The 24,142-nt window shown below is 71.1% G+C and carries 24 protein-coding genes; 13 read left to right on the top strand and 11 right to left on the bottom strand.

The features are described from left to right. Positions 1 to 24 precede the first annotated feature (24 nt). Complete coding sequence (gene greA, locus ACTRO_RS21135; RefSeq protein ID WP_034265539.1) at positions 25 to 519, bottom strand: transcription elongation factor GreA; 495 nt, start codon at positions 517 to 519, stop codon at positions 25 to 27. Positions 520 to 669: 150 nt separating this feature from the next. Continuing rightward, positions 670 to 1,137 (bottom strand): DUF4307 domain-containing protein, encoded by a 468-nt coding sequence (locus ACTRO_RS21130; RefSeq protein ID WP_034265536.1) that lies wholly within the window; start codon positions 1,135 to 1,137, stop codon positions 670 to 672. A gap of 200 nt (positions 1,138 to 1,337) precedes the next feature. On the opposite strand from ACTRO_RS21130, the gene mca reads away from it, so the two are divergent. Next, the gene (gene mca, locus ACTRO_RS21125; RefSeq protein ID WP_034265533.1) at positions 1,338 to 2,207 is read left to right on the top strand and encodes a mycothiol conjugate amidase Mca; all 870 of its coding nucleotides are present in this window, start codon (positions 1,338 to 1,340) and stop codon (positions 2,205 to 2,207) included. Between the two features lie 62 nt (positions 2,208 to 2,269). Here the strand turns inward: mca and ACTRO_RS21120 are convergent, their stop codons facing one another. Continuing rightward, positions 2,270 to 4,351: a hypothetical protein gene (locus ACTRO_RS21120; protein WP_034265530.1), complete on the bottom strand. Its 2,082-nt coding sequence runs from the start codon at positions 4,349 to 4,351 to the stop codon at positions 2,270 to 2,272. Between the two features lie 318 nt (positions 4,352 to 4,669). On the opposite strand from ACTRO_RS21120, the gene ACTRO_RS21115 reads away from it, so the two are divergent. Continuing rightward, entirely contained in the window at positions 4,670 to 5,326 is a 657-nt protein-coding gene (locus ACTRO_RS21115; RefSeq protein WP_245594444.1) for a glycosyltransferase family 2 protein, read from the top strand. Between the two features lie 5 nt (positions 5,327 to 5,331). Next, positions 5,332 to 5,724, top strand: coding sequence for a DUF2304 domain-containing protein (locus tag ACTRO_RS21110; RefSeq protein ID WP_034265524.1), 393 nt, complete (start codon positions 5,332 to 5,334; stop codon positions 5,722 to 5,724). Positions 5,725 to 5,955: 231 nt separating this feature from the next. Here the strand turns inward: ACTRO_RS21110 and ACTRO_RS21105 are convergent, their stop codons facing one another. From ACTRO_RS21105 to rfbB, 3 genes are read right to left on the bottom strand one after another with little or no spacing between them, the layout of a single operon-like run. Further along, positions 5,956 to 6,876 carry a glycosyltransferase family 2 protein gene (locus tag ACTRO_RS21105; RefSeq protein WP_034265520.1) on the bottom strand — a complete coding sequence of 307 codons (921 nt, stop codon included), beginning with the start codon at positions 6,874 to 6,876 and terminating at the stop codon, positions 5,956 to 5,958. Between the two features lie 29 nt (positions 6,877 to 6,905). Beyond that, on the bottom strand, positions 6,906 to 7,805 hold the full coding sequence (gene rfbD, locus ACTRO_RS21100) for a dTDP-4-dehydrorhamnose reductase (protein WP_245594443.1): 900 nt from the start codon (positions 7,803 to 7,805) through the stop codon (positions 6,906 to 6,908). Continuing rightward, positions 7,802 to 8,791 carry a dTDP-glucose 4,6-dehydratase gene (gene rfbB / locus ACTRO_RS21095; RefSeq protein WP_034265517.1) on the bottom strand — a complete coding sequence of 330 codons (990 nt, stop codon included), beginning with the start codon at positions 8,789 to 8,791 and terminating at the stop codon, positions 7,802 to 7,804. The genes rfbD and rfbB overlap by 4 nt, the downstream gene beginning before the upstream one ends. A gap of 223 nt (positions 8,792 to 9,014) precedes the next feature. Here rfbB and ACTRO_RS21090 point away from each other — a divergent pair, with 223 nt between their 5' ends. From ACTRO_RS21090 to ACTRO_RS21080, 3 genes are read left to right on the top strand one after another with little or no spacing between them, the layout of a single operon-like run. Further along, positions 9,015 to 10,241, top strand: coding sequence for a nucleotide sugar dehydrogenase (locus ACTRO_RS21090; protein WP_245594442.1), 1,227 nt, complete (start codon positions 9,015 to 9,017; stop codon positions 10,239 to 10,241). 8 nt (positions 10,242 to 10,249) lie between these two features. Then, positions 10,250 to 11,059 (top strand): glycosyltransferase, encoded by an 810-nt coding sequence (locus ACTRO_RS21085; RefSeq protein WP_084316435.1) that lies wholly within the window; start codon positions 10,250 to 10,252, stop codon positions 11,057 to 11,059. 4 nt (positions 11,060 to 11,063) lie between these two features. Next, positions 11,064 to 12,092 (top strand): NAD-dependent epimerase/dehydratase family protein, encoded by a 1,029-nt coding sequence (locus tag ACTRO_RS21080; RefSeq protein ID WP_034265514.1) that lies wholly within the window; start codon positions 11,064 to 11,066, stop codon positions 12,090 to 12,092. 47 nt (positions 12,093 to 12,139) lie between these two features. On the opposite strand, the gene ACTRO_RS21075 is transcribed toward ACTRO_RS21080, so the two are convergent. Continuing rightward, positions 12,140 to 13,519, bottom strand: a complete 1,380-nt coding sequence (locus tag ACTRO_RS21075; protein WP_034265511.1) for a lipopolysaccharide biosynthesis protein — start codon at positions 13,517 to 13,519, stop codon at positions 12,140 to 12,142. Positions 13,520 to 13,597: 78 nt separating this feature from the next. Here ACTRO_RS21075 and ACTRO_RS21070 point away from each other — a divergent pair, with 78 nt between their 5' ends. The 3 genes from ACTRO_RS21070 to ACTRO_RS21060 are packed head-to-tail and all read left to right on the top strand — an operon-like array spanning position 13,598 to position 16,319. Then, entirely contained in the window at positions 13,598 to 14,503 is a 906-nt protein-coding gene (locus ACTRO_RS21070) for a glycosyltransferase (protein WP_034265507.1), read from the top strand. Beyond that, a complete protein-coding gene (locus tag ACTRO_RS48210) occupies positions 14,500 to 15,399 on the top strand; it encodes a glycosyltransferase (RefSeq protein WP_034265504.1) in 900 nt (299 codons plus the stop codon). The genes ACTRO_RS21070 and ACTRO_RS48210 overlap by 4 nt, the downstream gene beginning before the upstream one ends. Positions 15,400 to 15,404: 5 nt before the next feature. Further along, a complete protein-coding gene (locus ACTRO_RS21060) occupies positions 15,405 to 16,319 on the top strand; it encodes a glycosyltransferase family 2 protein (protein ID WP_034265502.1) in 915 nt (304 codons plus the stop codon). Here the strand turns inward: ACTRO_RS21060 and ACTRO_RS50395 are convergent. Beyond that, positions 16,308 to 16,745 carry a YchJ family protein gene (locus ACTRO_RS50395; RefSeq protein WP_084316434.1) on the bottom strand — a complete coding sequence of 146 codons (438 nt, stop codon included), beginning with the start codon at positions 16,743 to 16,745 and terminating at the stop codon, positions 16,308 to 16,310. The two genes, ACTRO_RS21060 and ACTRO_RS50395, sit on opposite strands and share 12 nt — an antisense overlap. A gap of 98 nt (positions 16,746 to 16,843) precedes the next feature. Between ACTRO_RS50395 and rfbA the strand changes: the two genes are divergently transcribed. From rfbA to ACTRO_RS21035, 4 genes are all read left to right on the top strand, one after another. After that, positions 16,844 to 17,725, top strand: a complete 882-nt coding sequence (gene rfbA / locus ACTRO_RS21050; protein WP_034265498.1) for a glucose-1-phosphate thymidylyltransferase RfbA — start codon at positions 16,844 to 16,846, stop codon at positions 17,723 to 17,725. Continuing rightward, positions 17,726 to 18,322 carry a dTDP-4-dehydrorhamnose 3,5-epimerase gene (gene rfbC / locus ACTRO_RS21045; RefSeq protein WP_034265496.1) on the top strand — a complete coding sequence of 199 codons (597 nt, stop codon included), beginning with the start codon at positions 17,726 to 17,728 and terminating at the stop codon, positions 18,320 to 18,322. It begins immediately after the preceding gene. A 41-nt stretch (positions 18,323 to 18,363) separates the two neighbouring features. Further along, positions 18,364 to 18,573, top strand: coding sequence for a hypothetical protein (locus ACTRO_RS43640; RefSeq protein WP_051451149.1), 210 nt, complete (start codon positions 18,364 to 18,366; stop codon positions 18,571 to 18,573). A gap of 132 nt (positions 18,574 to 18,705) precedes the next feature. Then, positions 18,706 to 21,735, top strand: coding sequence for an ATP-binding protein (locus ACTRO_RS21035; RefSeq protein WP_084316433.1), 3,030 nt, complete (start codon positions 18,706 to 18,708; stop codon positions 21,733 to 21,735). Here ACTRO_RS21035 and ACTRO_RS21030 read toward each other — a convergent pair. From ACTRO_RS21030 to ACTRO_RS21020, 3 genes are all read right to left on the bottom strand, one after another. Beyond that, on the bottom strand, positions 21,726 to 22,550 hold the full coding sequence (locus tag ACTRO_RS21030; RefSeq protein WP_034265493.1) for an ABC transporter permease: 825 nt from the start codon (positions 22,548 to 22,550) through the stop codon (positions 21,726 to 21,728). The two genes, ACTRO_RS21035 and ACTRO_RS21030, sit on opposite strands and share 10 nt — an antisense overlap. Further along, entirely contained in the window at positions 22,547 to 23,518 is a 972-nt protein-coding gene (locus tag ACTRO_RS21025; RefSeq protein ID WP_034265490.1) for a daunorubicin resistance protein DrrA family ABC transporter ATP-binding protein, read from the bottom strand. Before ACTRO_RS21025 ends, ACTRO_RS21030 begins: the two co-directional genes overlap by 4 nt. Before the next feature lie 93 nt (positions 23,519 to 23,611). Then, positions 23,612 to 24,043, bottom strand: a complete 432-nt coding sequence (locus ACTRO_RS21020; RefSeq protein WP_034265486.1) for an OsmC family protein — start codon at positions 24,041 to 24,043, stop codon at positions 23,612 to 23,614. Between the last annotated feature and the right edge of the window lie 99 nt (positions 24,044 to 24,142).

Here is a 24,142-nt window from a genome sequence, read left to right as displayed (position 1 = left end):
GGCGCGTCTAGGCAAAGGCGCGTCTTAGGCGTAGGGCTCGGCCTTGAGCAGCTTCACGGAGATGGACTTGCCGTTCGGGAGCTCGTAGGAGGCGGTCTCGCCGACCTTGTGGCCGTTGATGGCCGCGCCGAGCGGGGACTGGGGGGAGTAGACCTCGATCTGCGCGCCGGACTCCTCGCGCGAACCCAGCAGGAACTCGAGCGTGTCGTCCTCGTCACCGTCGAACGCGATCGTCACCACCATGCCGGGAGCGGCCGTCCCGGACTGGCTCGGGGCCGTGCCGACCTGGGCGTTCTCGAGCAGCTGGCGCAGCTGGAGGGCGCGGGCGTGCATCTTGCCCTGCTCCTCCTTGGCCGCGTGGTAGCCGCCGTTCTCGCGCAGGTCGCCTTCCTCGCGGGCGGCCTCGATCTTCTTAGCGATTTCGACCCGGTACGGACCCTGGAGATACTCCAGCTCGGCCTTCAGCCGGTCGTACGCATCCTGGGTAAGCCAGGTGACGTTATCGCTGGTCTGGGTCACGATGCTCCTCGTAGGGTCGGGTGGCGGCAGCCATGCCGGGTACGTGCGCGGGTTCCGTACAGTCAGGTACCCGCCGAAACTACGAGGCTACCAAGCCGGACCGACAGTTTCCTAGAAGTCGCGGTGTTCGGCCCCGTCTCCGCAGGTCGCTCAGGCTTTCACGCAGTTCGCGACGATGACGGTGTTGGGCGTGCCGGTGGCGCTGATGGTCGTCTGCTGATCCAGCTTCGCGGTGCCCTTGTCCAGCACCGGGACGTTCACCGTGCCGATGACCTCGCCCTTGACGTCCTCGGCCTCGAGGGTGCACTCGAGCATCTCGTTCGCCGGCTTGTCCACCTCGAACCGCACGGTCGCGCTGTTTCCGCTGGTGGTGAAGGAGATGACGGTGGCCTGCACCTCCGGGTGGGCCTCGTTCCAGCCGATGTAGCCGGCCACGCCGGCGAGCACGCAGATGCCCGCCACGCCGAGGGTGATCTTGCGGGTGCGCGACATGCCGCCCTTCACGCCGTAGCGTGAGGCGAAGTCGGGGTCGGTGTAGGTGGGGGCGGTCTCGGCGTCGGGCCGTCCGTCCTGCGGCTCGTCGGCGCGGGGCTGGTCGGTGGCGCTGTACTCGGTCATCTAAGTCCCTTGGTCGGTGCCGGGAAGTTTCTGCGGTCCGTTCGCGCTCTGGTTTGAGGGCGCGTCGGGGCAAGCGGATGCGGTTTCTCGCGATCCACCCCGGCCGTCCGCCACTATAGAGACTCCGAGAACCGATGCGACAAAGGGACTCCGTGGAACGCCACGGGCGGCAACGGCCAGGTACGAGGGAGCAGGGACCGGTGGAGGACAGACTGCGGCTGATGGCGGTGCACGCGCACCCGGACGACGAGTCGTCCAAGGGCGCGGGCACGATGGCCAAGTACGTCGCCGAGGGGGTGGAGGTGCTCGTGGTCACCTGCACCGGAGGCGAGCGCGGGGACGTGCTCAACCCGAGGCTGAAGGGCGACCCCGAGATCGAGGCGAACATCCACGAGGTGCGCCGGGCCGAGATGGAGCGGGCCCGGCAGATCCTCGGCGTGGCGCAGGCGTGGCTGGGCTTCGTCGACTCCGGGCTGCCCGAGGGCGACCCGCTGCCGCCGCTGCCGGAGGGCTGCTTCGCGCTGGAGAAGGTGGAGACGGCGGCGGAGCCGCTGGTCCGGCTGATGCGCGAGTTCCGGCCGCACGTGGTCACCACGTACGACGAGAACGGCGGCTACCCGCACCCGGACCACATCCAGTGCCACCGGGTGAGTGTGGAGGCGTTCGACGCCGCGGGGGACCCGGACCGCTACCCGGGCACCGGCGCGCCGTGGCAGCCGCTCAAGCTGTACTACAACCAGACTTTCTCGCGGGCCCGGGTGATGGCCCTGCACGAGGCGATGCTCGAGCGCACCGGATCCTCGCCCTACGAGGGCTGGATGGAGCGCTGGGACGAGCGCGGCGACCGGCTCGAGCGCGAGATCACCACGCACGTGAACTGCGCGGACTACTTCGAGGTGCGCGACCAGGCGCTGCTGGCGCACGCCACCCAGGTCGATCCGGACGGCTCCTGGTTCTCGGTGCCGATGGACCTGCAGAAGGCGGTCTGGCCGACCGAGGACTTTGAACTGGCGCGCAGCCTGGTGGACACCGCGATCCCGGAGGACGACCTGTTCGCCGGCATCCGCTAGCCGTCATGCGAAGGGCCCGGCCGGATCACTTGATCCGGCCGGGCCCTTCGCATGCAGCCGTCTTAACGCGGGTTGTTGATGTCCGGCTTGTAGAGGACCGAGATCTTGTCCGGGTTGGCCGCGGCCCAGTCGTTCAGCTTGTCCCGCAGCGGGGCGTTCGTGACGATCACCCGCAGCTTCACCGGCGACGCGGCGAGGCTCGCCTCGAACTGGCTCAGGTTGTTGAGCAGCACCGGGGTCCAGTCCTGGCCGTCCACCCCGACCGAGGCCAGGCCCTCGGTGGTGGACATGCCCGCGTTGATCGGGTCGGTGAGCAGGCCGGCGTCCTGGTTGAGCGTGGCCAGCAGCAGGCTGAGGTTGACGTTGTTGGCCTGGCTGTCGGAGGCGACCACCAGGGTGGGCACGCCGTCGCCGAGCAGCCGCCAGTTCAGCAGGTTCTGCATCGCGGCGACGTACGACGGGGAATGCTCTCCGCTGAGCCAGTACGAGGCCCAGTTCGTGCCGCCGCGCAGCTTCCAGACCGCGCCCGGGTTCGACGCGGTCGTGTGCGGCTTGGACACCTCGACCGGGCCGTACCAGTAGCTGCCGGTGGCCACCACCGCGACCACCGCCGCGGCCGCGCCCACGCCCAGGCCGGCCCAGCCGCGCTGGGGCAGCCGGGGACGGCGCAGCAGGTGCCCGGCCGTGCCCGAGGCGACCAGCATCAGCACGGCCCAGGCCTGCTCGGCCTTCGGATAGTAGTAGCTGGTGGTGCCGATGGTGCGCTCCTGGTAGATCCGGAACGCGATGATCGCCCCGCCGGAGAGCACCACGGCGAGCAGCCCGGCCCAGGCGGACGGCCGCCGCCGGGCCCGGCGGCTCGCGAAGCCGATGAGGCAGGCCGCCACCATGACGACGAGCGCCAGCGTGCTGAACGGGATGGTGAAGCCGATCGACTGGGCGGTGGCGCCGCTGTTGAGGCCGGCGTCCACGGCGGCGATGTACTCGCTCAGCGCGGCCGGGACGGCCAGCACCGCGACCACCACCAGCAGCTTCCAGTGCGGCAGCAGCCGCTTGCGGTAGATGTACGCGGTGACCGCGGCCAATATGGCGACGAACGGCGCGAACAGCTCGTAGGTCAGGCAGATCGCCACGGACAGCGCCGCCACCAGGACGATGTGCGTGCGCGGGTCCTTCGGCGGGCGGAAGCAGAACGCGGCCAGCAGGCCGAGCAGGCCCATGCCGAGCACCTGCGGGTCCCAGGTGCACCACACCGCGCTGGTGTAGGTGGCCACGGACAGCCAGCCGGCGATCGCGGTGACCAGGAAGGACCGGCGCCAGCCGGCCAGCGAGGGTCCGGCGGCCCAGCGGGCGGCCCAGGCGACACAGAGCACGAAGAAGCCGTAGCCGAGGCTGACCCAGACGTTGTAGCGCTGCAGTTCGCCGGTGGAGCCGCCCGGGTTCACGTTCGAGCGCAGGAAGATGTCGCCGAGCGCGTACAGGAAGTGCTGGCCCGGCGGGTAGGTGGCCAGCATGCCCGGGTCGACCATGTCCTTCGACGGACCCTGCTTGAGGAAGGTGTAGCCGCCGACCCGGTGGATGGTGTCGAAGAGGTTGAAGTGGCGCAGCCGGTCACCGGTTATCCCGGCCAGGGCCAGCCGTCCGCCGGAGTCCTGGCCCCAGCTCGGGCCGTACGCGATGGCGCTCGCCGCGAGGAACCCGCCGACCAGCACCAGGTCGCTGCCGAGCACCCGGCGCGGCCACGCGCGCCAGGGCGGCGGCGCGCCGAGCCAGAGGTACGCGGCCACCAGCACGGTCAGCGCCGTGCCGCCGACGGCCACCGGCTGAAGGCCCCAGGGCCAGAGCGAGAAGATCAGACCGGCCGTCATGGCCAGGCTGAAGACCAGCGCGAGCGTGGCCATCAGCCGGTCCAGCACGGTGGAGCCGACCCGCAGCAGGCCGCCGGTGGCGAACACGATCACGAACACCAGCAGCAGGTCGGACCGGGTCAGGTGGGTCAGCAGCGGCAGCACCCAGGCCCCGGCGAACAGGCCGACGACGACCGGGAGGCCCGGGCGTCGGCGCGCGGGCGGCCGGGCAGGGTCCGTTCGCGCGTCGGCCGACTCGGCCCGCGCCGCCTCGGAACCCAGCGCCTGCGATCCCATCGCCACTCCTCTATCCGCGCTCGCGCGCTCCCCGCGGCCGCCGCCTTCGACGGCGGCGACAGTTTAGGGCCCGTGGTAATGGCCCGGGCAGAATCCGAGACTACTTCACCGTGCACACGCGAGGAATTTCCGCCCCGCAGCGCGCCCCGGCGCGCGTCCGGCGCCGTCCTGGTGCCGGGCTGTGACGTCCTGAGCTTGGCCAGGCCGCCCGGGCGGCTGTTAGGATCCAACAGATCCGCCTCCGTTGCTCGGCCCGGGCGGCGCGGCCCTTCGAAGATCCAGGGTTGACGGGTGCAAGACTTTCCTGACGTTTGGCTCGTGTTGCCCGTCTTCAACGAGGAGACGGTGATCTCGGACGTGATCGCACACGTCCTCGAGACCTTCCCCCACGTGGTGTGCGTCGACGACGGCAGCCGCGACGCCTCGGCGCAGCGGATCCTCGGGTCCGGCGCGCACCTGCTGCGCCACCCCATCAACCTCGGCCAGGGCGCGGCCCTGCAGACCGGGCTGAGCTATGCGCTCGAGCAGCCCGGCGCCGAATACTTCGTCACCTTCGACGCGGACGGCCAGCATCGCGTGGAGGACGTGGTCCGGATGGTCGAGGTGCTGCGGACCAAGGAGGCCGACGTCGTGCTCGGCTCGCGCTTCCTGGAGGCCGCGCACGAGGTGCCGCCGCTCAAGAAGCTCGCGCTGCGCACGGTCGCGCTCTTCAGCCGGCCCTCGCGCAAGCTGGGCCTGACCGACGCGCACAACGGGCTGCGCGCGATCAGCCGCACCGCGGCCGAGAAGATAGACATCACCCAGGCGGGCATGGCGCACGCCTCCGAGTTGGTCGACTTCCTGGCCCGCTCGGACTTCCGGGTGCGCGAGATCCCGGTGACCATCGACTACACCGAATATTCGCTCTCGAAGGGCCAGTCGCTGCTCAACGGGATCAACATCGTCTTCGACCTCGCACTGCGCCGAAGGGGCTGAGTGCCGTGCTGATCCAATTCCTGCTGATCCTCGCGGCCCTGGTGCTGTTCTCCACCTTCCTGCGGCTCGCGCACACCGCGCGGCTGCAGGCGTTCAAGCGCATAGGGTTCCTGCTGTTCTGCCTGTTCGGCGTGATCGCGGTGCTGCGGCCGGGCGTGATGACCTGGCTGGCCAACCAGGTCGGCGTCGGGCGCGGCACGGACCTGCTGCTGTACATACTGGTCGTCGTGTTCGCGTTCTTCTCGCTCAACACCTACCTGCGGTTCAAGGACACCGAGCGCCGGCTGACGAAGCTGGCCCGGGCCATGGCGATCCGCGACGCGGTGGCCCCGCCGGTGCGGGCGCTGGAGCAGGACGACCCGGAGACCATCGTCGACCAGGACGTGCTGGCCCGCTGAGCCGGACGCCCAGGCGCGCCCGCGATCAGGGTTCGAGCACGGCCAGGTCCAGCGCGCCGAGCTCGGCCGGGTCGGCGAGCACCGAGTAGGCCGTGATCCGCCCGTCGCCGAAGCCGATCCTCAGCGCGGCGCGCAGCCGCCGCGTGGCCGAGGTGACCCTGACCTACCGGCGAGGTGCGGCAATGCGCGAACCCGCGGGCGTGGCGGGCTGCTGGCGTTCAGGGCCCCGCGTCACTTCGTGGACGCCGCGTACCGCACCAGCCGACGGAAGAGCGCGGTGTCGTGCTGGCGCAGGGCCGTGGGAGCCAGGGAGAGCGCGTGCAGCCGCACGGCCCGGTGCCGGCGGGCGACGAGTGCGGCGCGGGGCCAGCCGATCTCGTCCATCCGGTCCGCGGTCGCGGTGAAGAAGCGGCGCGACTCGTCGAACCGCGAGCCGTCCACCGCCGCGATCGAGGACTCGCTGCCGGAGTGCCGGCGGTAGCGGAAGGCCGGCACCGAATCGGCCAGCAGTGACTCGCCCTTCTCCACCAGCTCGATGATCACGGCCAGGTCCTGCACCACGCGCAGATCCTCCCGGAAGCCGCGCGAGGCCTTGATCGCGTCGGTCCGCCAGCACAGCGAGGGGAAGTAGAGCCAGTTGCCGCGCAGCAGGCTGGCCGCGAGCTCCTCGCCCGCCAGTGACATCGGCCCGCCGTCGTGCAGCTCCTTGGGCGCGTAGAGGCGGCGCTTGATCGTGTCGGCCAGGCCCATCACCGGCTCGCCGTGCTCGTCGATGACCTCGACCCCGGGCTGGATCAGGCCGACGCCCGGCCGGGTGCGCTCGAGTTCGCGCACCCGCGCCACGTAGTTCGGCATCAGCTGGTCGTCGCAGCCGATCATCACCATGCGCTCGCGTCGGGCCAGGCCGAGGCACTTCTGGAAGTTCCCGGACACGCCCAGGTTGACCGGATTGCGCAGATAGCTCACCCGCTCGTCGCCGAGCGCGGCGAACCACTCCGGCACCCCGGCCGCCTCGCCGTCGTCGACCACGGTCAGGTGCCAGTCCGGGTCGGTCTGGCTCAGCACGCTGCGGACAGACTCCTGCATCAGCGCGACATCGCCGTAGTACGGCATCAGGATGTCGATGCCCGGCGGCGCGACGGCTTCGGCCATGGCCGTTCCAGCCCCTCAGTTCTCTGCGTTCATCGTGCGGCGGCGCGGGCCAGGTGCTCGCGCAGCGAGTCGTGCCAGTCCGGCATGGGCCCGAGGCCGGCCGCCGCCCAGCGCCCGTGCCCGAGCACGCTGTACGCGGGACGCGGCGCCGGGCGCGGGAACTTCTCGCTCGTGGTCGGCCGCACCCGCTCCGGGTCCAGGCCGGTCAGCTCGAACGCGGCCCGGGCCAGCCCGAACCAGGTCGTCTCGCCCGAGCAGGTGCCGTGGTAGACCCCGGCCGGGGCCTCGCCGCGGTGCGCGGCGTCGGCCAGCTCCACCAGCCGCCGGCCCAGCGCGGCCGTCGAGGTCGGCTGCCCGCGCTGGTCGTCGACCACGTCCAGCTGCTCGCGCTGGGTGGCCGCGTTCAGGATGGTGGCCACGAAGTTCCTGCCGTACGGGCCGTAGAGCCACGCCGTGCGCACCACGTAGCCGGAGTCCGGCAGCACCTCGAGCACGGCCTGCTCGCCGAGCAGCTTCGTGCGGCCGTAGGCGTTGATCGGCGAGGTGGGGGCGTCCTCGCGGATCGGGTCGGTCGCGTCGCCCGGGAAGACGTAGTCGGTGGAGATGTGCAGCAGCTTCGCGCCGCCGTCCGCGCAGGCCTCGGCCAGATTCCGCACCGCCGCGCCGTTGATCGCGGCGGCCTCGTCCTCGTGCGTCTCGGCGCCGTCCACGTCCGTCCACGCGGAGGCGTTGAAGACCACGTCGTATCCGGCCACCGCGTCCTTGACCGCGCAGGCGTCGGTCACGTCGAGCTCGGCCCGCCCCAGCGCGCCCGGCCCGCGGCCGGCTTCGCGCAGCAGGCCCGCCAGCTCGCGCCCGAGCATGCCGCCGGCGCCGACGATCAGCAGCCGCGAAGCAGTGTTCTCGGTCGTCTCCGTCTCCCGGGTCACAGCGCGGCCTTCGCCTTCAGCGGCTCCCACCAGGCGCGGTTCTCCCGGTACCAGTCCACCGTGGCGGCCAGGCCGTCGGCGAACGCGATCTCGGGCCGGTAGCCGAGCTCCTGCGAGATCTTCGTGATGTCCAACGAGTAGCGCCGGTCGTGGCCCAGGCGGTCCTCGACGTAGTCCACGTACGACCAGTCCCGGCCGGTCGCGGTCAGCAGCAGTTCGGTGAGCTCCTTGTTGGTGGTCTCGGTGCCGCCGCCGATGTTGTAGACCTCGCCGGCCCGGCCCTTGGTCAACGCCAGATGGATGCCGCGGCAGTGGTCGGACACGTGCAGCCAGTCGCGCACGTTGCCGCCGTCGCCGTAGAGCGGCACGTGCCGGCCGTCCATCAGGTTCGTGATGAACAGCGGGATGACCTTCTCCGGGAAGTGGTAGTGCCCGTAGTTGTTCGAGCAGCGGGTGACGACCGTGTCCATGCCGTGGGTGCGGTGCGCGGCCAGCACGAGCAGGTCCGAGCCGGCCTTCGCGGCCGAGTACGGCGAGTTCGGCGCGATCGGCCACTGCTCGGTCCAGGAGCCCTCGTCGATCGAGCCGTAGACCTCGTCCGTGGACACGTGCAGGAAGCGCCCGATCCGGTGCCGGCGCGCCGCGTCGAGCAGCACCTGGGTGCCCAGCACGTTGGTGGTGACGAAATCCGACGCGCCGAGAATCGAGCGGTCCACGTGAGACTCGGCCGCGAAGTGCACGATCGCGTCATGACCAGGAAGCACTTCGTCGAGCAGTGCGGCGTCGTTGATGTCGCCCTGCACGAAGGCGAAACCCGCGTGCGCGCGAACCGGATCCAGGTTGGCCGGGTTGCCCGAGTATGTCAGCTTGTCGTACACCGTCACGGTGTCGCCGGCGCCCGCCGAACCGGGCAGCCGCTCGCTCAGCAGGGCTCGGACGTACTCCGAGCCGATGAATCCGGCGCCACCGGTGACCAGGATCTTCATGCCGGACATGCTATCCGCTGTGCCGGGCGCGCGGAAAAGCCGCGTCGACGGAGACTGAGGGGAATCTGAGAAAGCGAATAACGAATCGGCGACTATTCCCTTGAGTGAGTCTCAACTCGAAGACCTTCCTTGGTCCCGGACTCGGCGACACGGTAGCCTCGCGGTAAATCCGAGCCACGCGGCGATGGCCGGACTGGTAAGGGCGGATAGGAATACAGCGATCGTGCGTGAAGAGGCCCTGTCGGCGACACGTCCAGACCGCTTCAGCCGCGACGTGGTCGTGATCGGCGGCGGCGGCCATGTCGGCCTCCCGCTGGCCGTGGCACTCGCCGCGCGCGGAGCCACGGTCGCCATCTACGACATCAGCGCCCAGGCGGTGGACACCGTCAACGCGGGCCGGCTCCCGTTCGCCGAGCCCGGCGCGGCCGGGCCGTTGGCCGAGGCGGTGGCGTCCGGCCGGCTCGCGGCCAGCACCGACCCGGAGATCGTCGCCACCGCCGAGCACGTGGTGGTGGTCATCGGCACGCCGGTGGACGAATACCTCAACCCGGACCAGACCGCCATCCCCGAGGCGGTCGGCGCCTCCATCGCGCACTTCCGCGAGGGGCAGCTGGTGGTGCTGCGCTCCACCGTCTTCCCCGGCGTCACCGCGCTGGTGGAGAAGACCTTCGCGGAACAGGGCGTGGCCGTGGACACCGCGTTCTGCCCGGAGCGGATCGCCGAGGGCAAGGCGATGACGGAGCTGTTCGAGCTGCCGCAGATCGTGGCCGGGCGCACCGTGCGGGCCACCGAGCGCGCCTCGCGGCTCTTCCGCCTGCTGACCGAGCAGATCGTCCGGGTGACCCCGGAGGAGGCGGAGTTCGCCAAACTGTTCACCAACGTTTGGCGGTACATCAAGTTCGCCGCGGCGAACCAGTTCTACATGATGGCCAATGATCACGGTGTGGACTTCGAACGGGTCCGACACGCCATCACATATGACTATCCGAGGGCTGCCGACATGCCGGGCGCGGGTTTCGCGGCCGGCCCGTGCCTGTTCAAGGACACCATGCAGCTGACCGCGGTGACGGCCAACAACTTCGCCCTCGGTGTCAGTGCCATGCAGGTCAACGAGGGTCTGCCGCTGTACGTGGCGAACCGGCTGGAGCGCTCCTACGACCTGCAGGACATGACCGTGGGCATCCTCGGCATGGCCTTCAAGGGTGACAGCGACGACATCCGCTCCTCTCTGGCCTATAAGCTCAAGCGGGTCCTCGCGTTCAAAGCCGGCGCGGTGGTCTGTACCGATCCGCACGTCACGGTCGACCGGACGCTGCGCCCCCTGGAAGAGGTGCTCGACCGTGCGGATGTGTTGGTCATCGCGGCTCCCCATACCGAGTACCGTGGACTGCGCATCGACAAACCGGTCGTCGACCTCTGGAACCTGCTCGGTAACGGCGTACGTATATGAGCACTGAAATGTTAGGCACACGAGAGTCCGCGACACTGACGCGGCCGGTACGCCTCGCGACCGGCCGGCCCGTGCCGCGGGTCAGCATCGTCATCCCGGCGTACCGCGAGGCCGAGAACATCGTGCCCGCCCTGGACCGTATCTTCGAGGGCGTACTCCTGCCCGCCGAGGTGCTGGTCGTGGTGGACAGCCCGGACGACCCCACCGTCCCGGCGGTCGAGGCCTACCGGCAGTACGAGCCCCGGTTGCGCTGGCTGCACAACACCTACGGGCGCGGCCCGGCCAACGCCATCCGCTTCGGCATCAGCGCGGCCTCGGCCAAGGTGGCCGTGGTCACCATGGCCGACGGCTGCGACGACCCGCAGCAGATCGACGACCTGGTGCGGCTGGTGGAGCGCGGCGTGGCGGTGGCCGCGGCCTCCCGGTACATGCCGGGCGGGGCGCAGGTGGGCGGACCGCTGTTCAAGGGCCTGCTCTCCTCGCTGGCCGGCCGCTCGCTGCGGATCTTCGCCCGGATCGGCACCCGGGACGCGACGAACTCGTTCAAGGCCTACTCGACCGAGTTCGTGCGGCTGGTCGGCATCGAGAGCCGGGCCGGGTTCGAGATCGGGATCGAGCTGACCGCGAAGGCCCGCCGGGCCCGGCTCCCGGTCGCCGAGATCCCCACGATCTGGCTCGACCGCCGCGAGGGCGTGTCGAACTTCCGCCTGGCCAAGTGGATCCCGAAGTACCTGCGCTGGTACCTGTTCGCGTTCGGCCGGCGGTTGACGCTGAGCGCGCTGGCCGACCGCGCGCACCCGGACGACGAAAAGGAATAGCACCGTGCAGAAGGTTCTGGTCAGCGGCTCCGCCGGATTCATCGGCGGCTACGTGGTCGAGGAACTGCTTCGGCGGGGCTACGCCGTGTCAGGCATCGACGATTACTCGAAGTACGGCAAGGTGGTCAAGTCCTACGACTCCCACCCGGACTACCACTTCACCGAGGGGGACGTGCGTGACACGGCCCTGATGACCGAGCTGCTCGGCGACTGCGACCACTTCGTCGCCGGCGCCGCGCTGATCGGCGGCATCTCGTACTTCCACACCTACGCGTACGACCTGCTCGCGGCGAACGAGCGGATCATCGCCTCGTCCTGCGACGCGGCCATCGCGGCCCGCCGGGCCGGCTCGCCGCTGGGCAAGGTGACGTATCTGTCCTCGTCGATGGTGTTCGAGTCCACCGACAGCTGGCCGAGCGCCGAGGGCGACGAGCGCCGGGTGCCCCCGCCGCTCTCCTCCTACGGCTTCCAGAAGCTCGCGGTCGAGTACTTCGCCCGGGCCGCCTGGGACCAGTACCAGGTGCCTTACACGATCGTGCGGCCGTTCAACTGCGTCGGCATCGGCGAGTCGCGCGCCCTGGGCGACCAGGAGGTGCTCTCCGGCAACGTCAAGCTGGCCATGTCGCACGTGGTGCCGGACCTGGTGCAGAAGATCCTCAAGGGCCAGGACCCGCTGCACGTGCTGGGTACCGGCGAGCAGATCCGCCACTACACCTACGGCGGCGACCTCGCCCGCGGCATCGTCACGGCGATGGAGCACCCGGACGCGCTGAACGAGGACTTCAACCTCTCCACCCCGCACGGCCACACCGTGCTCGAGCTGGCCGAGGCGATCTGGCGCAAGATCAAGGGCCCGGACGCGCCGCTCGCCTTCGTGCACGACGAGTCCTTCGAGCACGACGTGCAGCGCCGGGTGCCGGCCACGGAGAAGGCGAAGCGGGTGCTCGGGTTCGAGGCCGCCACCTCGCTCGGGGACATGCTCGACGAGGTCATCCCGTGGATCACCGAGGCCGTGGACAACGGCACGCTCTGATCGCCGGGCCGGTTCGACCGGCCGTCCTCGCCGCCCTCCCGGGGACGCTAGACCTGGGACCGGGCGGCGAGCGCCGTGGCCGAGGCCGGGTCCGCCGCGGAGCGCGTGCCCTGCGCCGCGGCGCGGCGGCGCATGGTCCACCACAGGTCGATCGCCAGGAACAGCGCGGCGGCCAGCGGGCCGATCAGCGCGCCCGCGGCGGTGACGTGCAGGATGTCGCCGGCGTTGGAGACCGCGAAGACCGGCACGGTCACGGCGACGCCGACCGTCCAGCCGATCATCACGCTCAGGTGGCGGTTGAGCGCGATCAGCCCGGCCTGCAGGATGAACCCGATCATCATGAACATGGTGCCCGCGGAGAAGGCGGCGAGGAACCAGCTAGGCAGGGCCGCCTTCGCGTGCAGGATGTCGCGCATCGCCCAGGGGCCCAACGTCGCCGACACCAGCACCGCGGCCAGGCCGAGCCCCGCGCACACGGCCGTGAGCACCAGCGTCCGCCGACGGACCTCGGCGAACTCGCCCCGCTCCGCGGCCGAGGTCAGTTTCGGCAGCAGCGGGGTCTGGATCGGCAGCAGCGCCACGATGCCCAGCCGGGCCAGGCCCACCGCCGAGAGGATTCCGGCGGTCTGGTTCTGCACCAGGTGGTCGCTCGCGTGCTGGTAAAACGCCTCCACGAGCAGCGGCACGGCGTTGAGCAGCAGCTGCGAGGCGAGGGTCGCGCTGGTCAGCAGGCCCAGGTTGGCCGCGGCCCGGCCGCTGCCCTCCTCTTCCGCCGGCTGCGCGCCGCTCGCGGGAGCCGGGTGCGCCAGGTGCGGTCGCACCCACAGCCGGGGCAGCACGATCCCGACGAGTGCGGAGAGCACCGGGCCGAGCGCGAAGAAGAAGCCGTAGGCCCAGGCGGCGTGACAGCCGAGGGCCAGCAGCGCCAGGCTCGGGATCAGCCGGGTGAAGGACTCCACCAGCAGCGTGATCGAGAAGACGTGGAAGTCCTGCCGGCCCGAGAGCGTGCCGCGCACCTGGAACGAGACCATCGCGCCGGCCAGGCCGAGCATCAGCTCGGCGTAGAGGATCCAGCTGTCGCCCAGCCAGTGGTCCACCAGCAGCGGTGCGAGCGCCAGGCACAGCGCCAGGGTGCCGCCGACGAACCAGCCGGCCTGCTTGACCTGCCGCCGGATGACCGGGGCCGGGGAGAGGCCGCGGGCGATCGCGCGGCTGACCGCGCGCACCATCTCCTGCTCGATCCCGGCCATGATGCCGGTGCTGATCGCCGCGAGCAGCACGTTGAGGCCGTTGAGCGCGGTGACGTCGGTGGCGGTCAGCGCCAGGTTCAGGATCAGCAGGAACACCGATCCGGAGAACGCCGAGACGATCAGGCCCACGGCGAGGAATGCGGTGGGCCGGCGCAGGAGGTCCAGGACGCGGCGCATGACCTGGTGATATTAGCGCAGCCCGGGGCCGAGCCGATACGCTCGGGCGGTGCCCGTAGCCCATAGGAGTACCCAGAGATGAAGATCGTCGCGGTGCTGACGGCCTACCATCCGGATGATCGCCTGGTCGCCGTGGTGGACTCCGCGCTCGAGGACTGCGCGGCGGTGGTGGTGGCGGACAACACCCCGGCCGACTCTTCCAGCCTCGCCTCGAAGCTCGACGATCCGCGCGTCACCGTGCTCCCGATCGGACGCAACCTCGGCCTCGGCGGCGCGCTCAACCTGGCCGCGCGCGAACTGCCCGCGGACGCCGAGGCCGTGCTGCTCATGGACCAGGACTCGGTGCTCCCGGCTGGCCTCGTGGCCGGGCTGGCCCGGCACCTCGAGTCCGACCCGGCCATCGGTATCGCCGCGCCCACCCCGTGGGACGCCGAGCACGGCGGCGCCTACAGCTTCGGCACCGAGGGCAAGACCGTCGAGGACCGGCCGGTCGTGATCACCTCCGGGATGCTGGTGCGCCGCGAGTGCGTCGACCGGGTGCCCTTCCGGGCCGACCTGTTCAACGACTTCGTGGACATGACCTTCTGCATCGACGTGCACGACGCGGGGTTCCGCATCGTGCAGGACTACACGCTGCAACTGCCGCACTCGATGGGCGACCGCCGCGAGCACGGTCTCGGGCCGTGGCGCGTCCGCGTCATCCACTACCCGCCGTGGCGGCACTACTGGATCGCGCGCAACGGTGTGCAGTTCGTGCGCGACTACCTGAGGCGGAGGCCGCTCGCCTTCGGCTCGATGGGCATCTTCCTCGGCCGCAAGTTCATCTCCGTCGCCTGCTGGGGTCCTCGACGCGGCGCGCAGGTCACCGCGCTCACCCGGGGCGTGCTCGACGGCCTGACCGGCCGCTACTCGCTCGGCTACCTGCCCAACGGCGCCTTCCCGCCGGGCGTGCGGGACGCCGAGTCGCCCGGGGATGCCGCGTGACGCCCGATCGGCCTCTCGTCCTCGCCGCGATCGTCACCGCCTACCACCCCGACGAGCGCCTCGCCGCCGTGGTCGAAGCCGCGCTGACCAGCTGCGCGACGGTGATCGTGGCCGACAACACCCCGGGCGACGCGCCGTCGCTGGCGGACAAGCTCGACGACCCGCGGGTGCGGGTGCTGCGCAGCGGTCACAACCGGGGCCTGGCCGGCGCCCTGAACGTGGGCCTGGACCAGCTCCCGCTAGACGCCGAGGCGGTGCTCTTCCTCGACCAGGACTCCGTCCTGCCGGCCGAGCTCGTCGCCGGCCTCGCCGCGCACTTGGACGACCCGGCGATCGGCGTGGTCGGGCCCACGCCCGTGGACGCCGAGACCGGCGGGCGCTACGAGCGCGGCGCGGACCGGCACGAGACCCTCGACGACCGTCCGAGCATCATCACCTCCGGCATGCTGGTGCGCCGCTCGTGCCTGGAAGCCGTGCCGCGGTTCCGCGAGGAGTTCTTCGTCGACTGCGTGGACTCGGACTTCTGCCTGCGGGTACGCCGCAGTGGCAGCCGCGTTGTGCGCGACGCCGCGCTGGTGCTGCCGCACTCCCTCGGCTCCGGGCGGGACCACCGCCTCGGCCCGCTGAACGTGCGGGTGGTGCACTACCCGGCCTGGCGGCACTACTGGATCGCGCGCAACGGCGTCGTGCTCAGCCGCGAGTTCGCCGAGGAGCGGTCCTTCGTCGTGACGAACGCGCTGTTCATGGCGCGTTGGCTGGTGGTCACGGCGCTGTTCGACGACCGGCGCCGGGCGAGTGTCCCCGCCGTGCTCCAAGGCCTCGCGCACGGGCTCACCGGCCGCGTCTCGCGCAAGCGTCTGCCGGCCGGGGCCGAATACGCGGGCCCACTAGGCTGAGCGCCATGCGCATCACCGCGATCGTGACGGCCTACCACCCGGACGAGCTGCTCTCGGGCGTGGTCCGCTCCGCGCTGGCCGCGTGCGAGTCCGTCATCGTCGTCGACAACACCCCGCGCGCCGAGGGCGACGCACCGGCCAAGCTGCCGGACCTCGACGACCCGCGCGTCACCGTCCTCGGCGACGGCAGCAACCTGGGCCTCGCCGCCGCGCTCAACCGCGGCCTGGCCATGCTGCCGGAGAAGGCCGAGGCCGTGCTGCTGCTGGATCAGGACTCGGTGATCCCGGACGGCCTGATCGAGGGCCTGGCCAAGGACCTGGACGACCCGACCGTCGGCATCGTCGGGCCGAGCCCGGTCGACGCGCTCTCCGGCCGCCGGTACGAGACCCTGGCCGGCCGGCACAAGCAGTTCGACGACCGCGACGTGGTGATCACCTCCGGCATGCTGATCCGCCGGGAGAGCCTGGCGAAGGTGCCCGGGGGTTTCCGCGAGGACTTCTTCGTCGACTACGTGGACGTCGAGTTCTGCCTGCGCGCCAAGCGGAACGGCGTGCGCATCGTGCGCGACATGGCGCTGGAGATGCCGCACTCGATCGGCGAGGTGCAGGTGCACCGGTTCCTCGGCAAGAGCGTGAAGGTCGGCCACCATGCCGCATGGCGCCACTACTGGACCGTGCGCAACGGCATTCTGCTGATCCGCGAGCACCTGCGCCACAAGCCGGTTTGGGCCGGGGTGAACGCGCTGTTCCTGGCCCGTTGGATCGCCTTCATCCTGCTGTTCGAACCCGAACGCCGCACCCATGCCCCGGCCGCCTTCCGCGGCGTCGCGGACGGCCTCACCGGCCACGTCGCAGCCCGCTTCATCCCTGAGGGCGCGCAGTACCGGGGTAAGGGCACTGATGTCCTCTCAGAGGGCTGACAGATACACCCAGGCTCCGTCCTCACGGACGAAAGAGCTGTTCTCCTGCATGCTCTGCTCCGCGCCGCCGCGCTCGCGGTAGTGCGCGCGGAACTCGACCGTGCCCTCGGTGTGGAACGCTCCGCCGCCGGTGGTGCCGAGGATCTCCAGCCGGGTCCAGCGCGTCGCGCGGTCGAGTTCGAGGTGGCGGGGGCGGGTGCTCGAGTGCCAGCTCCGTTCGAGGTACGCGACGTCGCCTACGGCAAACGCGCTGTACCTCGAACGCATCAACGCTTCTGCGGTCGGTGCCGCCGCTCGTCCCTCGTGCAGCGGAGCGCAGCATTCTCCGTACGCCCGTCCGGAGCAACACGGACACGCATCGTCAGCTTTCGGGGTCGCCGGACCTTCGTCTCGGCCGGGACGGTGTGGGTGAGCGCGACGAGCCATGCCGAGATTCTGCCGGATGCCGGGGGTGATCCGTCGGCGGCGACGATGACGTCCCGGCGCTGAGCCGACCCCTGCGCGTCCGACTAGACTCTGGCTTCATGCGCGGAATCATCCTTGCCGGCGGCACCGGGTCGCGTCTGTGGCCCATCACCAAAGCCATCTCGAAGCAGCTGATGCCGGTCTTCGACAAGCCGATGATCTACTACCCGCTCTCCACGCTCGTGATGGCGGGGATCCGGGACATCCTGATCATCACCACGCCGGAGGACCAGGAGGCGTTCCGGCGCCTGCTCGGCGACGGCTCGCAATTCGGCATAAACCTGGAGTACACGGTCCAGCCGCGGCCGGAGGGGCTGGCGCAGGCATTCGTGCTGGGGGCCGACTTCATCGGCTCGGACACGGTCGCGCTGGTGCTGGGCGACAACATCTTCCACGGCGTCGGGCTGGGACGGCAGCTGCGCGACAACGCCTCGATCGAGGGCGGCCGCGTCTTCGCCTACCAGGTGGCCAATCCGACGGAGTACGGCGTCGTCGAGTTCGACGCCTCCGGGCGCGCCGTCTCCATCGAGGAGAAGCCGGCCAGGCCCAAGTCCCGGTTCGCGGTGCCCGGCCTGTACTTCTACGACAACAAGGTGATCGAGATCGCGCGCGACCTCAAGCCGAGCGCGCGCGGGGAACTCGAGATCACGGCCGTCAACGACCACTACCTCCAGGCCGGCCAGCTCAACGTGACCGTGCTCGACCGCGGCACCGCGTGGCTGGACACCGGCACCTTCGTCTCGATGGTGCAGGCCTCGGAGTACGTCCGGGTCATCGAAGAGCGCCAGGGACTGAAGATCGGCTGCGTCGAGGAGGTCGCCTGGCGCAACGGCTTCCTGAGCGACGACTCGCTGCGCGAGTTGGCACAGCCGCTGCTCAAGAGCGGATACGGGCGTTACCTGCTGAACCTGCTGGACGCCGAAGGCAAAGAGGAGTCGTAAGTGAAGATCACGCCGCTGTCCATCGAGGGCGCCTGGGAGATCCTCCCGGTCCAGTACGGCGACCCGCGCGGCCTGTTCATGGAGTGGTACCGGCACGACGAGCTCGCCGCGGCGGTCGGGCACCCGATGCGGCTGGCCCAGGGCAACCTCTCGGTCTCGGCGAAGGACGTGCTGCGCGGCATCCACTTCGCCGACGTCCCGCCGTCCCAGGCCAAGTACGTCTCCTGCGTCCGCGGCGCGGTGCTCGACGTCATCGTGGACCTGCGGGTCGGCTCGGAGAGCTTCGGCGCCTGGGAGTTCGTGCAGCTCGACGACGTGGACCGGCGCTCGGTCTACGTCTCCGAGGGCCTCGGGCACGGCTTCGTCTCGCTGACCGACGACGCGACGCTGCACTACTGCGTCTCGGAGACCTACAACCCGAGCGGCGAGCACGGCATCCACCCGCTGGACCCGGACCTCGGCATCGACTGGCCCACCGAGACCCCGATCCTCTCCGCCAAGGACGACGCGGCTCCGAGCTTGGCCGATGCGCTGGAGTCGGGGCTGCTGCCGAGGTACGCGGACTGCATTGCCTACACTGCCTCATTGTCCGGCTGATTCGTCCGGATGATCCGCCGCTACCGACAGGAGCCGCTCCGATGGGTCTGGCCCTCAACCTCGACCCCAACCAGGTCTCCCCGGGCCTGCTCGGGTTCATCATCGTGTGCATCCTGGGCGTGGCGGTCTGGCTGCTCTGCCGCAACATGGGCAAGCACCTGACGAAGCTGGACACCGACTTCCGGGCCGAGGAGGAGGCCGCCGAGGCGGAGCTCGCCTCGGACGCGATCCCGGCGCAGGGCCGCCGCTAAAACTCGGCGGCCCCGCGGCCCCGCGGCCCCGCGGCCCCGCGGCCCCGCGGCCCCGCGGCCCCGCGACCTCGCGACCTCGCGCGCCGGATAACCGCTTCCCCGCGCGGCCTCGCCATAGGCGACAATGGCTGCATGGGTCGAGTCACAGACGTGTCGGTGCTGCGCGGCGTGACGGTGTGCCGCGACGGGGGCGCCGTAGAGGTGGCCGGTTCGCGGCTGCGCGCCCTACTCGTCCTGCTGGCCATCGCGCCCGGCCAGGTGCGCCGGGCCGAATACCTCGCCGACCAGCTGTGGAACGGCGAGCCGCCCAGCGCCAACGCGCTGCAGGCGCTGATATCCCGGCTGCGCCGGGTGCTCGGCCCGGAGGCGGTGCTCTCCCGGCCCACCGGCTACCTGCTCGACGTCGACCCGGCCCTGGTGGACCTCTCCCGCTTCGAGCGGCTGGCCGAGCTCGGCACTCCGGCCGCCGCGCGCGAAGCCCTGGCGCTGGCCGGCCCCGAGCCGCTGGCCGAGTTCGCCGACGTACCCGACCTGGCCGGACTGACCCGGGTGATCGAGACCGAGTGCGGGCGCCTGGGCGTGCTCGCGGCCCGCGCCCCGCAGCCCCCGCCGGCTCCCTCCGCCGCCCCCGCCCTCGCGGGTGTCCCGCGCGCACGGGTGTCCGTCCCGCACCGGTTGATCGGCCGGGAGGCGGTGCTCTCCGAGATCCACGACCGGCTCGGCCGCACCCGGCTGCTCACGCTCACCGGCGCGGGCGGCTCCGGGAAGACGTCCCTGGCCAAGGCGGTCGCCTCCACCCACGGCGCGGTGCACATCGCCGAGCTCGCGCCGGTCACCGCACAGGCTGTGGACGCCGAGGTGTTCGCGGCCGTCGGCGGGCGCGAGACGGTGCTCACCGAGCGGGCCCGGCGGGCCGAGAACCGGGACGACCGGGCCCGGCTGGTCGACGCGCTCGGCGACCGGGCCGCGCTGCTGGTGCTGGACAACTGCGAGCACGTGATCGACGCCGCGGCCGGGCTGGCCGAGTCCATCCTCGCCTCCTGCCCGCGGGTGACGATCCTGGCCACCAGCCGCGAGCCGCTCGGCGTGCCGGGGGAGCACCGGCTGCCGGTGGCGCCGCTGGAGGTGCCGCCGAGCGACTCCGCCGCGGACCGGCTGTCCGGCTACTCGGCGATGCAGCTGCTGCTCGAGCGCGGCCGGGCGGTGCGCCCGGAGCTCGGCGCGGACGGCGCGTCCGGCGCGGCGCTGGCCGAGATCTGCCGCCGCCTGGACGGGATCCCGCTCGCCCTCGAGCTCGCCGCCGCGCGGTTCAACGTGCTCACGCCCCGTCAGGTGGCCGACCGGCTCGACGACCGCTTCCGGCTGCTGACCACCGGCGCCCGCACCGCGCTGCCCCGGCAGCAGACGCTGCGCGCCGTGGTCGACTGGAGCTGGGATCTGCTGGACGCCGCCGAGCGCGACCTGCTCGCGGTCTGCGGGGTCTTCGCGGGCGGAGCGGTCTTGGCGGACCTGGAGGGCGTCGCCGGTCTGGACGCCGTCGACGTACTGGACCGGATGGACCGGCTCGTGTCCAAGTCCCTGGTGCTGGCCGAGACCGTGCGCACCCCGGGCGGGGACGGCGGCATGCGCTACCGGCTGCTCGAGACGATCCGGGAATACGCCCTCGAACGCCTCGCCGAGCGCGGCGGGCTGGACGAGCTGCGCACCCGGCACGCCCGCTACTTCGCCGATCTGGCGGTGCGGGCGGACGGAGAGCTGCGCGGCGCCGAGCAGGCCCGCTGGATCGCCCGTCTCGACGACGCAGAGGACAATCTGCGGGCCGCGCTGGACTGGGCCGTGCAGAGCGAGGACGCCGAGGCGGCGCTGCGGCTGTGCTACGGCGTGAGCTGGTACGGCATGATCCGCGGCAAGCAGCTCGACCGCGGCCGCACGCCGGACGTGCTCGCCCTGGCCGAGCGCCGGCAGCTGCCGCCCGGCGCCGAGTTCATGCGGATCCGGACCTTCGACGCCCTCTACTCGTTCGAGCGGGGGACTCCGCCGATCGAGGCGGCCGTGCGGCTGCGCGACACCTTGGAGCTGGGGCGCAGAATCGGCTGGCGTGACCCGCTCTCGGCCCTGGTCGAGGTCGTCGCCGCGATGTTCTCCGACCCCGCCTCGGCCGAGGAGGCCTTCATCCGGCAGCTCGAGCAGCTCGAGCGCAGCGGGGACGAGTGGGGCCTGGCCGCCGTGCGGATGTTCTTCGGCAAGGTGCGGATGGACGATCCCGAGGCCGCGGAGCAGCTGACCGCGCAGGCGCTGGAGGTGTTCGAGCGGCTGGGCGACCAGTGGGGGATCGCCAACTGCGGCCAGACCCAGGTGATGCTGCTCAGCCAGCGCGGCGACCACCGCGGAGCGCTGGCCGCGATCGAGACGGTGCTGCCCGCGGCCCGGACCCTCGGCGCGATCACCGACCAGGTGGTGCTGCTGGTCATGGCGGCCAACGAGCACAACAGCCTGGGCGAGCAGGCCGAGGCCGACGCCGCGCTCGAACGTGCCGGCGAGCTCACCGAGGAGCACCCGGAGGGCCGGGCCAACCTCTATCTGCTCACCGCCCGCTCGGTCCGGGCGCGGTTGCGCGGGAACCTGGACGAGGCCCAGTACTGGCTGGACGAGGTCGTCATCGCGGCCGGGCAGGCCTTCGTCGGCCCGATGCTCGCGCTGCTGCGCAGCCAGCAGGCCTGGATCGCGCTGGCCCGCGGGGACGTCGAGACGGCCGGCCGGCTGGCCGACGAAGCCTTCGGCCACGCCATCGGCTTCCACTACGACCGGCCGGACGTGGCCGCCGCGGTGGAGCTGAAGGCCGCGGTCGAGCTCGCCCGGGGCGAGCCGCGCACGGCCGCCTGGCTGCACGGCCTGCACACCGCGGTGCGCGGTCAGCGGCTGCCGCTCTCGGCCACCCCGGATCTGGCCCGCACCACCGTGGGCGTGCAGGCCGAGATCGGCGTCGAGGCGTACGAGGCCGCCTTCGCCGAGGGCGCCGCGACCGACCCGGCCCACGTGATCGAGGCCTGCAAGGAGGTCTTCGAACACGAGGGCGAGGTCGGCGACGACTGGGTCAAGCTGGGGGTGCCGAAGCCGGGTACCTCCGGCGGCGGGCAGACCGATCAGCCCGCTCAGATGTGACGGTTGTAGGCGCGCAGGCCGAGCGGGGCGAAGACCACGCTCATCCCCAGCGCCCAGACCAGGGTGATCCACACCTCGTTGCCCACCGGGAACGCGGGGCCGCCGACCATCAGGGCCCTGGCCGCGTCCGCGGCCGTCGTCAGCGGGTTGACCTTGGCGAAGGCCTGCAGCCAGCCCGGCATGGTGCTGACCGAGGCGAAGATGGACGAGCAGAACATCAGCGGGAACAGCGCGATCTGCAGCACGCCCTGGACCGCCTGCGGGCTGCGCACGACGGTGCCGACGTACAGGGCGAGCCAGGACACGCCGAAGCCGAGGGCGAGCAGCAGCAGGATGCCGCCGAGGAACTCGAGCAGGCCGGTGTGCACCCGGAAGCCGAGGGCGAAGGCCACGGTCAGGGTGATCAGGCTGGCCAGCAGCAGCCGCAGCACGCTGGAGACCAGGTGCGCGGTGAGCACGGAGACCCGCGCGATCGGCAGCGACCGGAACCGGTCCATCAGGCCCTTGTCGAAGTCGGAGTTGAGCTTGATGCCCACGCCGATCGAGCCGAACGAGAGCATCTGCACGAAGATGCCGGGGATCAGGTACTCGATGTAGTTCCCGCCCGCGACGCTGCTCTTGAGTCCACCGCCGAATACGTAGGTGAACATAATAGTCATGATGATGGGGAAGAAGGTGACGTCGAGCAGCTCCTCCGGCGTCGCCTTCGTCGAGAGCAGGTTCCGGCGGATCAGCGCGCCGGTGTGGCGCAGGGTGTCGCGCACTCCGGTGCGCTGGCTCAGGTTCGCCGGAGCCAGGGTGCTCATCGCGGTCATCGGGCCTCCTCCTTCTTCTTCTTCTCGGTCTCGGTAAGCGCCAGGAACACCTCGTCCAGCGAGGCCGTCACGGTACTGACGTCGGCGATGGCGATGTCCGCCGCGGCCACGGCCTTGAGCAGCCGGGCCACCTGGTCGTCCTCGACCACCGGGCCGCCGACGGTGCCCGGCGCGGTCTCCTCCACCAGGCCGAGCACGTCGGTCAGCACCTCGCGCAGCGCGGGCAGGTCGGCCGCGACCACCGGGCGCAGCCGGATGCTGCGGCCGGCGATGGTCACCTTCAGCTCGTCCGCGGTGCCGCGCGCGATGAACCGGCCGCGGTCCATCACCGCGATGTCCTCGGCCAGCGCCTCGGCCTCCTCCATGTACTGCGTGGTCAGCAGCACGGTGGTGCCGGTGGAGGACAGGTCGCGCACGATCTCCCACAGGTCGTTGCGCCGGGCCGGGTCCAGGCCGGTGGTCGGCTCGTCCAGGAACAGCACCTTGGGCCGGCCCACCAGCGACGCGGCCAGGTCGAGCCGGCGGCGCATGCCGCCGGAGTACTGCTTGGCCACCTTCTTGGCGTCCTCGTCCAGGCCGAAGGTCTCGAGCAGCTCCAGCGCCCGGGCCTTGGCCTGCTTGGCCGGCAGGTCCAGCAGCCGGCCGATCATGTAGATGTTCTCGTAGCCGCTGAGCGACTCGTCCACCGCGGCGAACTGGCCGGTCAGGCCGATCACCCGGCGCACGGCCTGGCCGTGCGCGACCACGTCCAGGCCGGCCACCCGGGCCGTGCCCCCGTCCGGCCGCAGCAGCGTGGCCAGCATGCGCACGATCGTGGTCTTGCCCGCTCCGTTGGGTCCGAGCAGCCCGAACACCGAGCCCGCGGGCACGGCGAGGTCGATGTGGTCCACCGCGGTCTGCTCGCCGAACCGCTTCACCAGGCCCTCGACCTGGATCGCGAGCTCCCCGGATCCGTTGTGTATCGTCATGACGGCTACTGTGCCGTCTACCTCTGACACCGCGCTGACGTGGCTGACGAAGCCGATGTCAGCCTGACATCGGCGCGGTGGGTGACCTGACGGCTACTCGGCGGAATCGGCGATGGTGCTGCGCACCGGCGTGCCGATTTCCACGGTGCGGCTGACCGTGCACAGCCGGTCGTGCGAGAGCTTGACCGCGCGCGGCAGGATGGCCCGGGCCTTGTCGCCCTCCTCGTCGGCGGGGAACTCCACGTGGAAGGTGACGGAGAGGTTCTCCATCCGGTGGCCCTGCTCGTCGCTGATCTTGTCGCCCTGCACCACCACGTCGAAGCGCAGCGGCTCGGAGTGGCGGGTGGTCGCGACGTCGGCGTCGATGGCCGTGCACCCGCCGATGGCGGCCAGCAGCAGCTCGACCGGGGTGAACTCGGTGCCCTCGCCGGACCCGAACTCCATCCGTCCGCCGCGTTCGTTGACGGCGGCGTACCGCCCCGATCCGAGACGTTCGACGGAGACAGTACGCAGGGTTTCGCTCATGACTCCACCTCGCTGGCGCTCGGTAGGCGCATTCGCGAAGGCACTGTGTTCGATGATTCGCTCGCAAGCTCGCTCATGCCAGCTAGCCTAAGTGGTTGT

Source organism: Actinospica robiniae DSM 44927 (genome assembly GCF_000504285.1).
Classification (GTDB): domain Bacteria; phylum Actinomycetota; class Actinomycetes; order Streptomycetales; family Catenulisporaceae; genus Actinospica; species Actinospica robiniae.
The sequence above is the reverse complement of the archived record's forward strand: the minus strand, read 5'-3'. Positions and strand labels throughout refer to the sequence as shown.

Coding starts and splice junctions, on each gene's coding strand:
- ACTRO_RS21130 (WP_034265536.1), bottom strand. CDS start 1,137: ATGACCGAGTACAGCGCCACCGACCAGCCCCGCGCCGACGAGCCGCAG.
- ACTRO_RS21120 (WP_034265530.1), bottom strand. CDS start 4,351: ATGGGATCGCAGGCGCTGGGTTCCGAGGCGGCGCGGGCCGAGTCGGCC.
- ACTRO_RS21105 (WP_034265520.1), bottom strand. CDS start 6,876: ATGGCCGAAGCCGTCGCGCCGCCGGGCATCGACATCCTGATGCCGTAC.
- rfbB (WP_034265517.1), bottom strand. CDS start 8,791: ATGAAGATCCTGGTCACCGGTGGCGCCGGATTCATCGGCTCGGAGTAC.
- ACTRO_RS21085 (WP_084316435.1), top strand. CDS start 10,250: ATGTTAGGCACACGAGAGTCCGCGACACTGACGCGGCCGGTACGCCTC.
- ACTRO_RS21075 (WP_034265511.1), bottom strand. CDS start 13,519: ATGCGCCGCGTCCTGGACCTCCTGCGCCGGCCCACCGCATTCCTCGCC.
- ACTRO_RS21070 (WP_034265507.1), top strand. CDS start 13,598: ATGAAGATCGTCGCGGTGCTGACGGCCTACCATCCGGATGATCGCCTG.
- ACTRO_RS21060 (WP_034265502.1), top strand. CDS start 15,405: ATGCGCATCACCGCGATCGTGACGGCCTACCACCCGGACGAGCTGCTC.
- ACTRO_RS50395 (WP_084316434.1), bottom strand. CDS start 16,745: ATGGCTCGTCGCGCTCACCCACACCGTCCCGGCCGAGACGAAGGTCCG.
- rfbA (WP_034265498.1), top strand. CDS start 16,844: ATGCGCGGAATCATCCTTGCCGGCGGCACCGGGTCGCGTCTGTGGCCC.
- ACTRO_RS43640 (WP_051451149.1), top strand. CDS start 18,364: ATGGGTCTGGCCCTCAACCTCGACCCCAACCAGGTCTCCCCGGGCCTG.
- ACTRO_RS21035 (WP_084316433.1), top strand. CDS start 18,706: ATGGGTCGAGTCACAGACGTGTCGGTGCTGCGCGGCGTGACGGTGTGC.
- ACTRO_RS21030 (WP_034265493.1), bottom strand. CDS start 22,550: ATGACCGCGATGAGCACCCTGGCTCCGGCGAACCTGAGCCAGCGCACC.
- ACTRO_RS21025 (WP_034265490.1), bottom strand. CDS start 23,518: ATGACGATACACAACGGATCCGGGGAGCTCGCGATCCAGGTCGAGGGC.
- ACTRO_RS21020 (WP_034265486.1), bottom strand. CDS start 24,043: ATGAGCGAAACCCTGCGTACTGTCTCCGTCGAACGTCTCGGATCGGGG.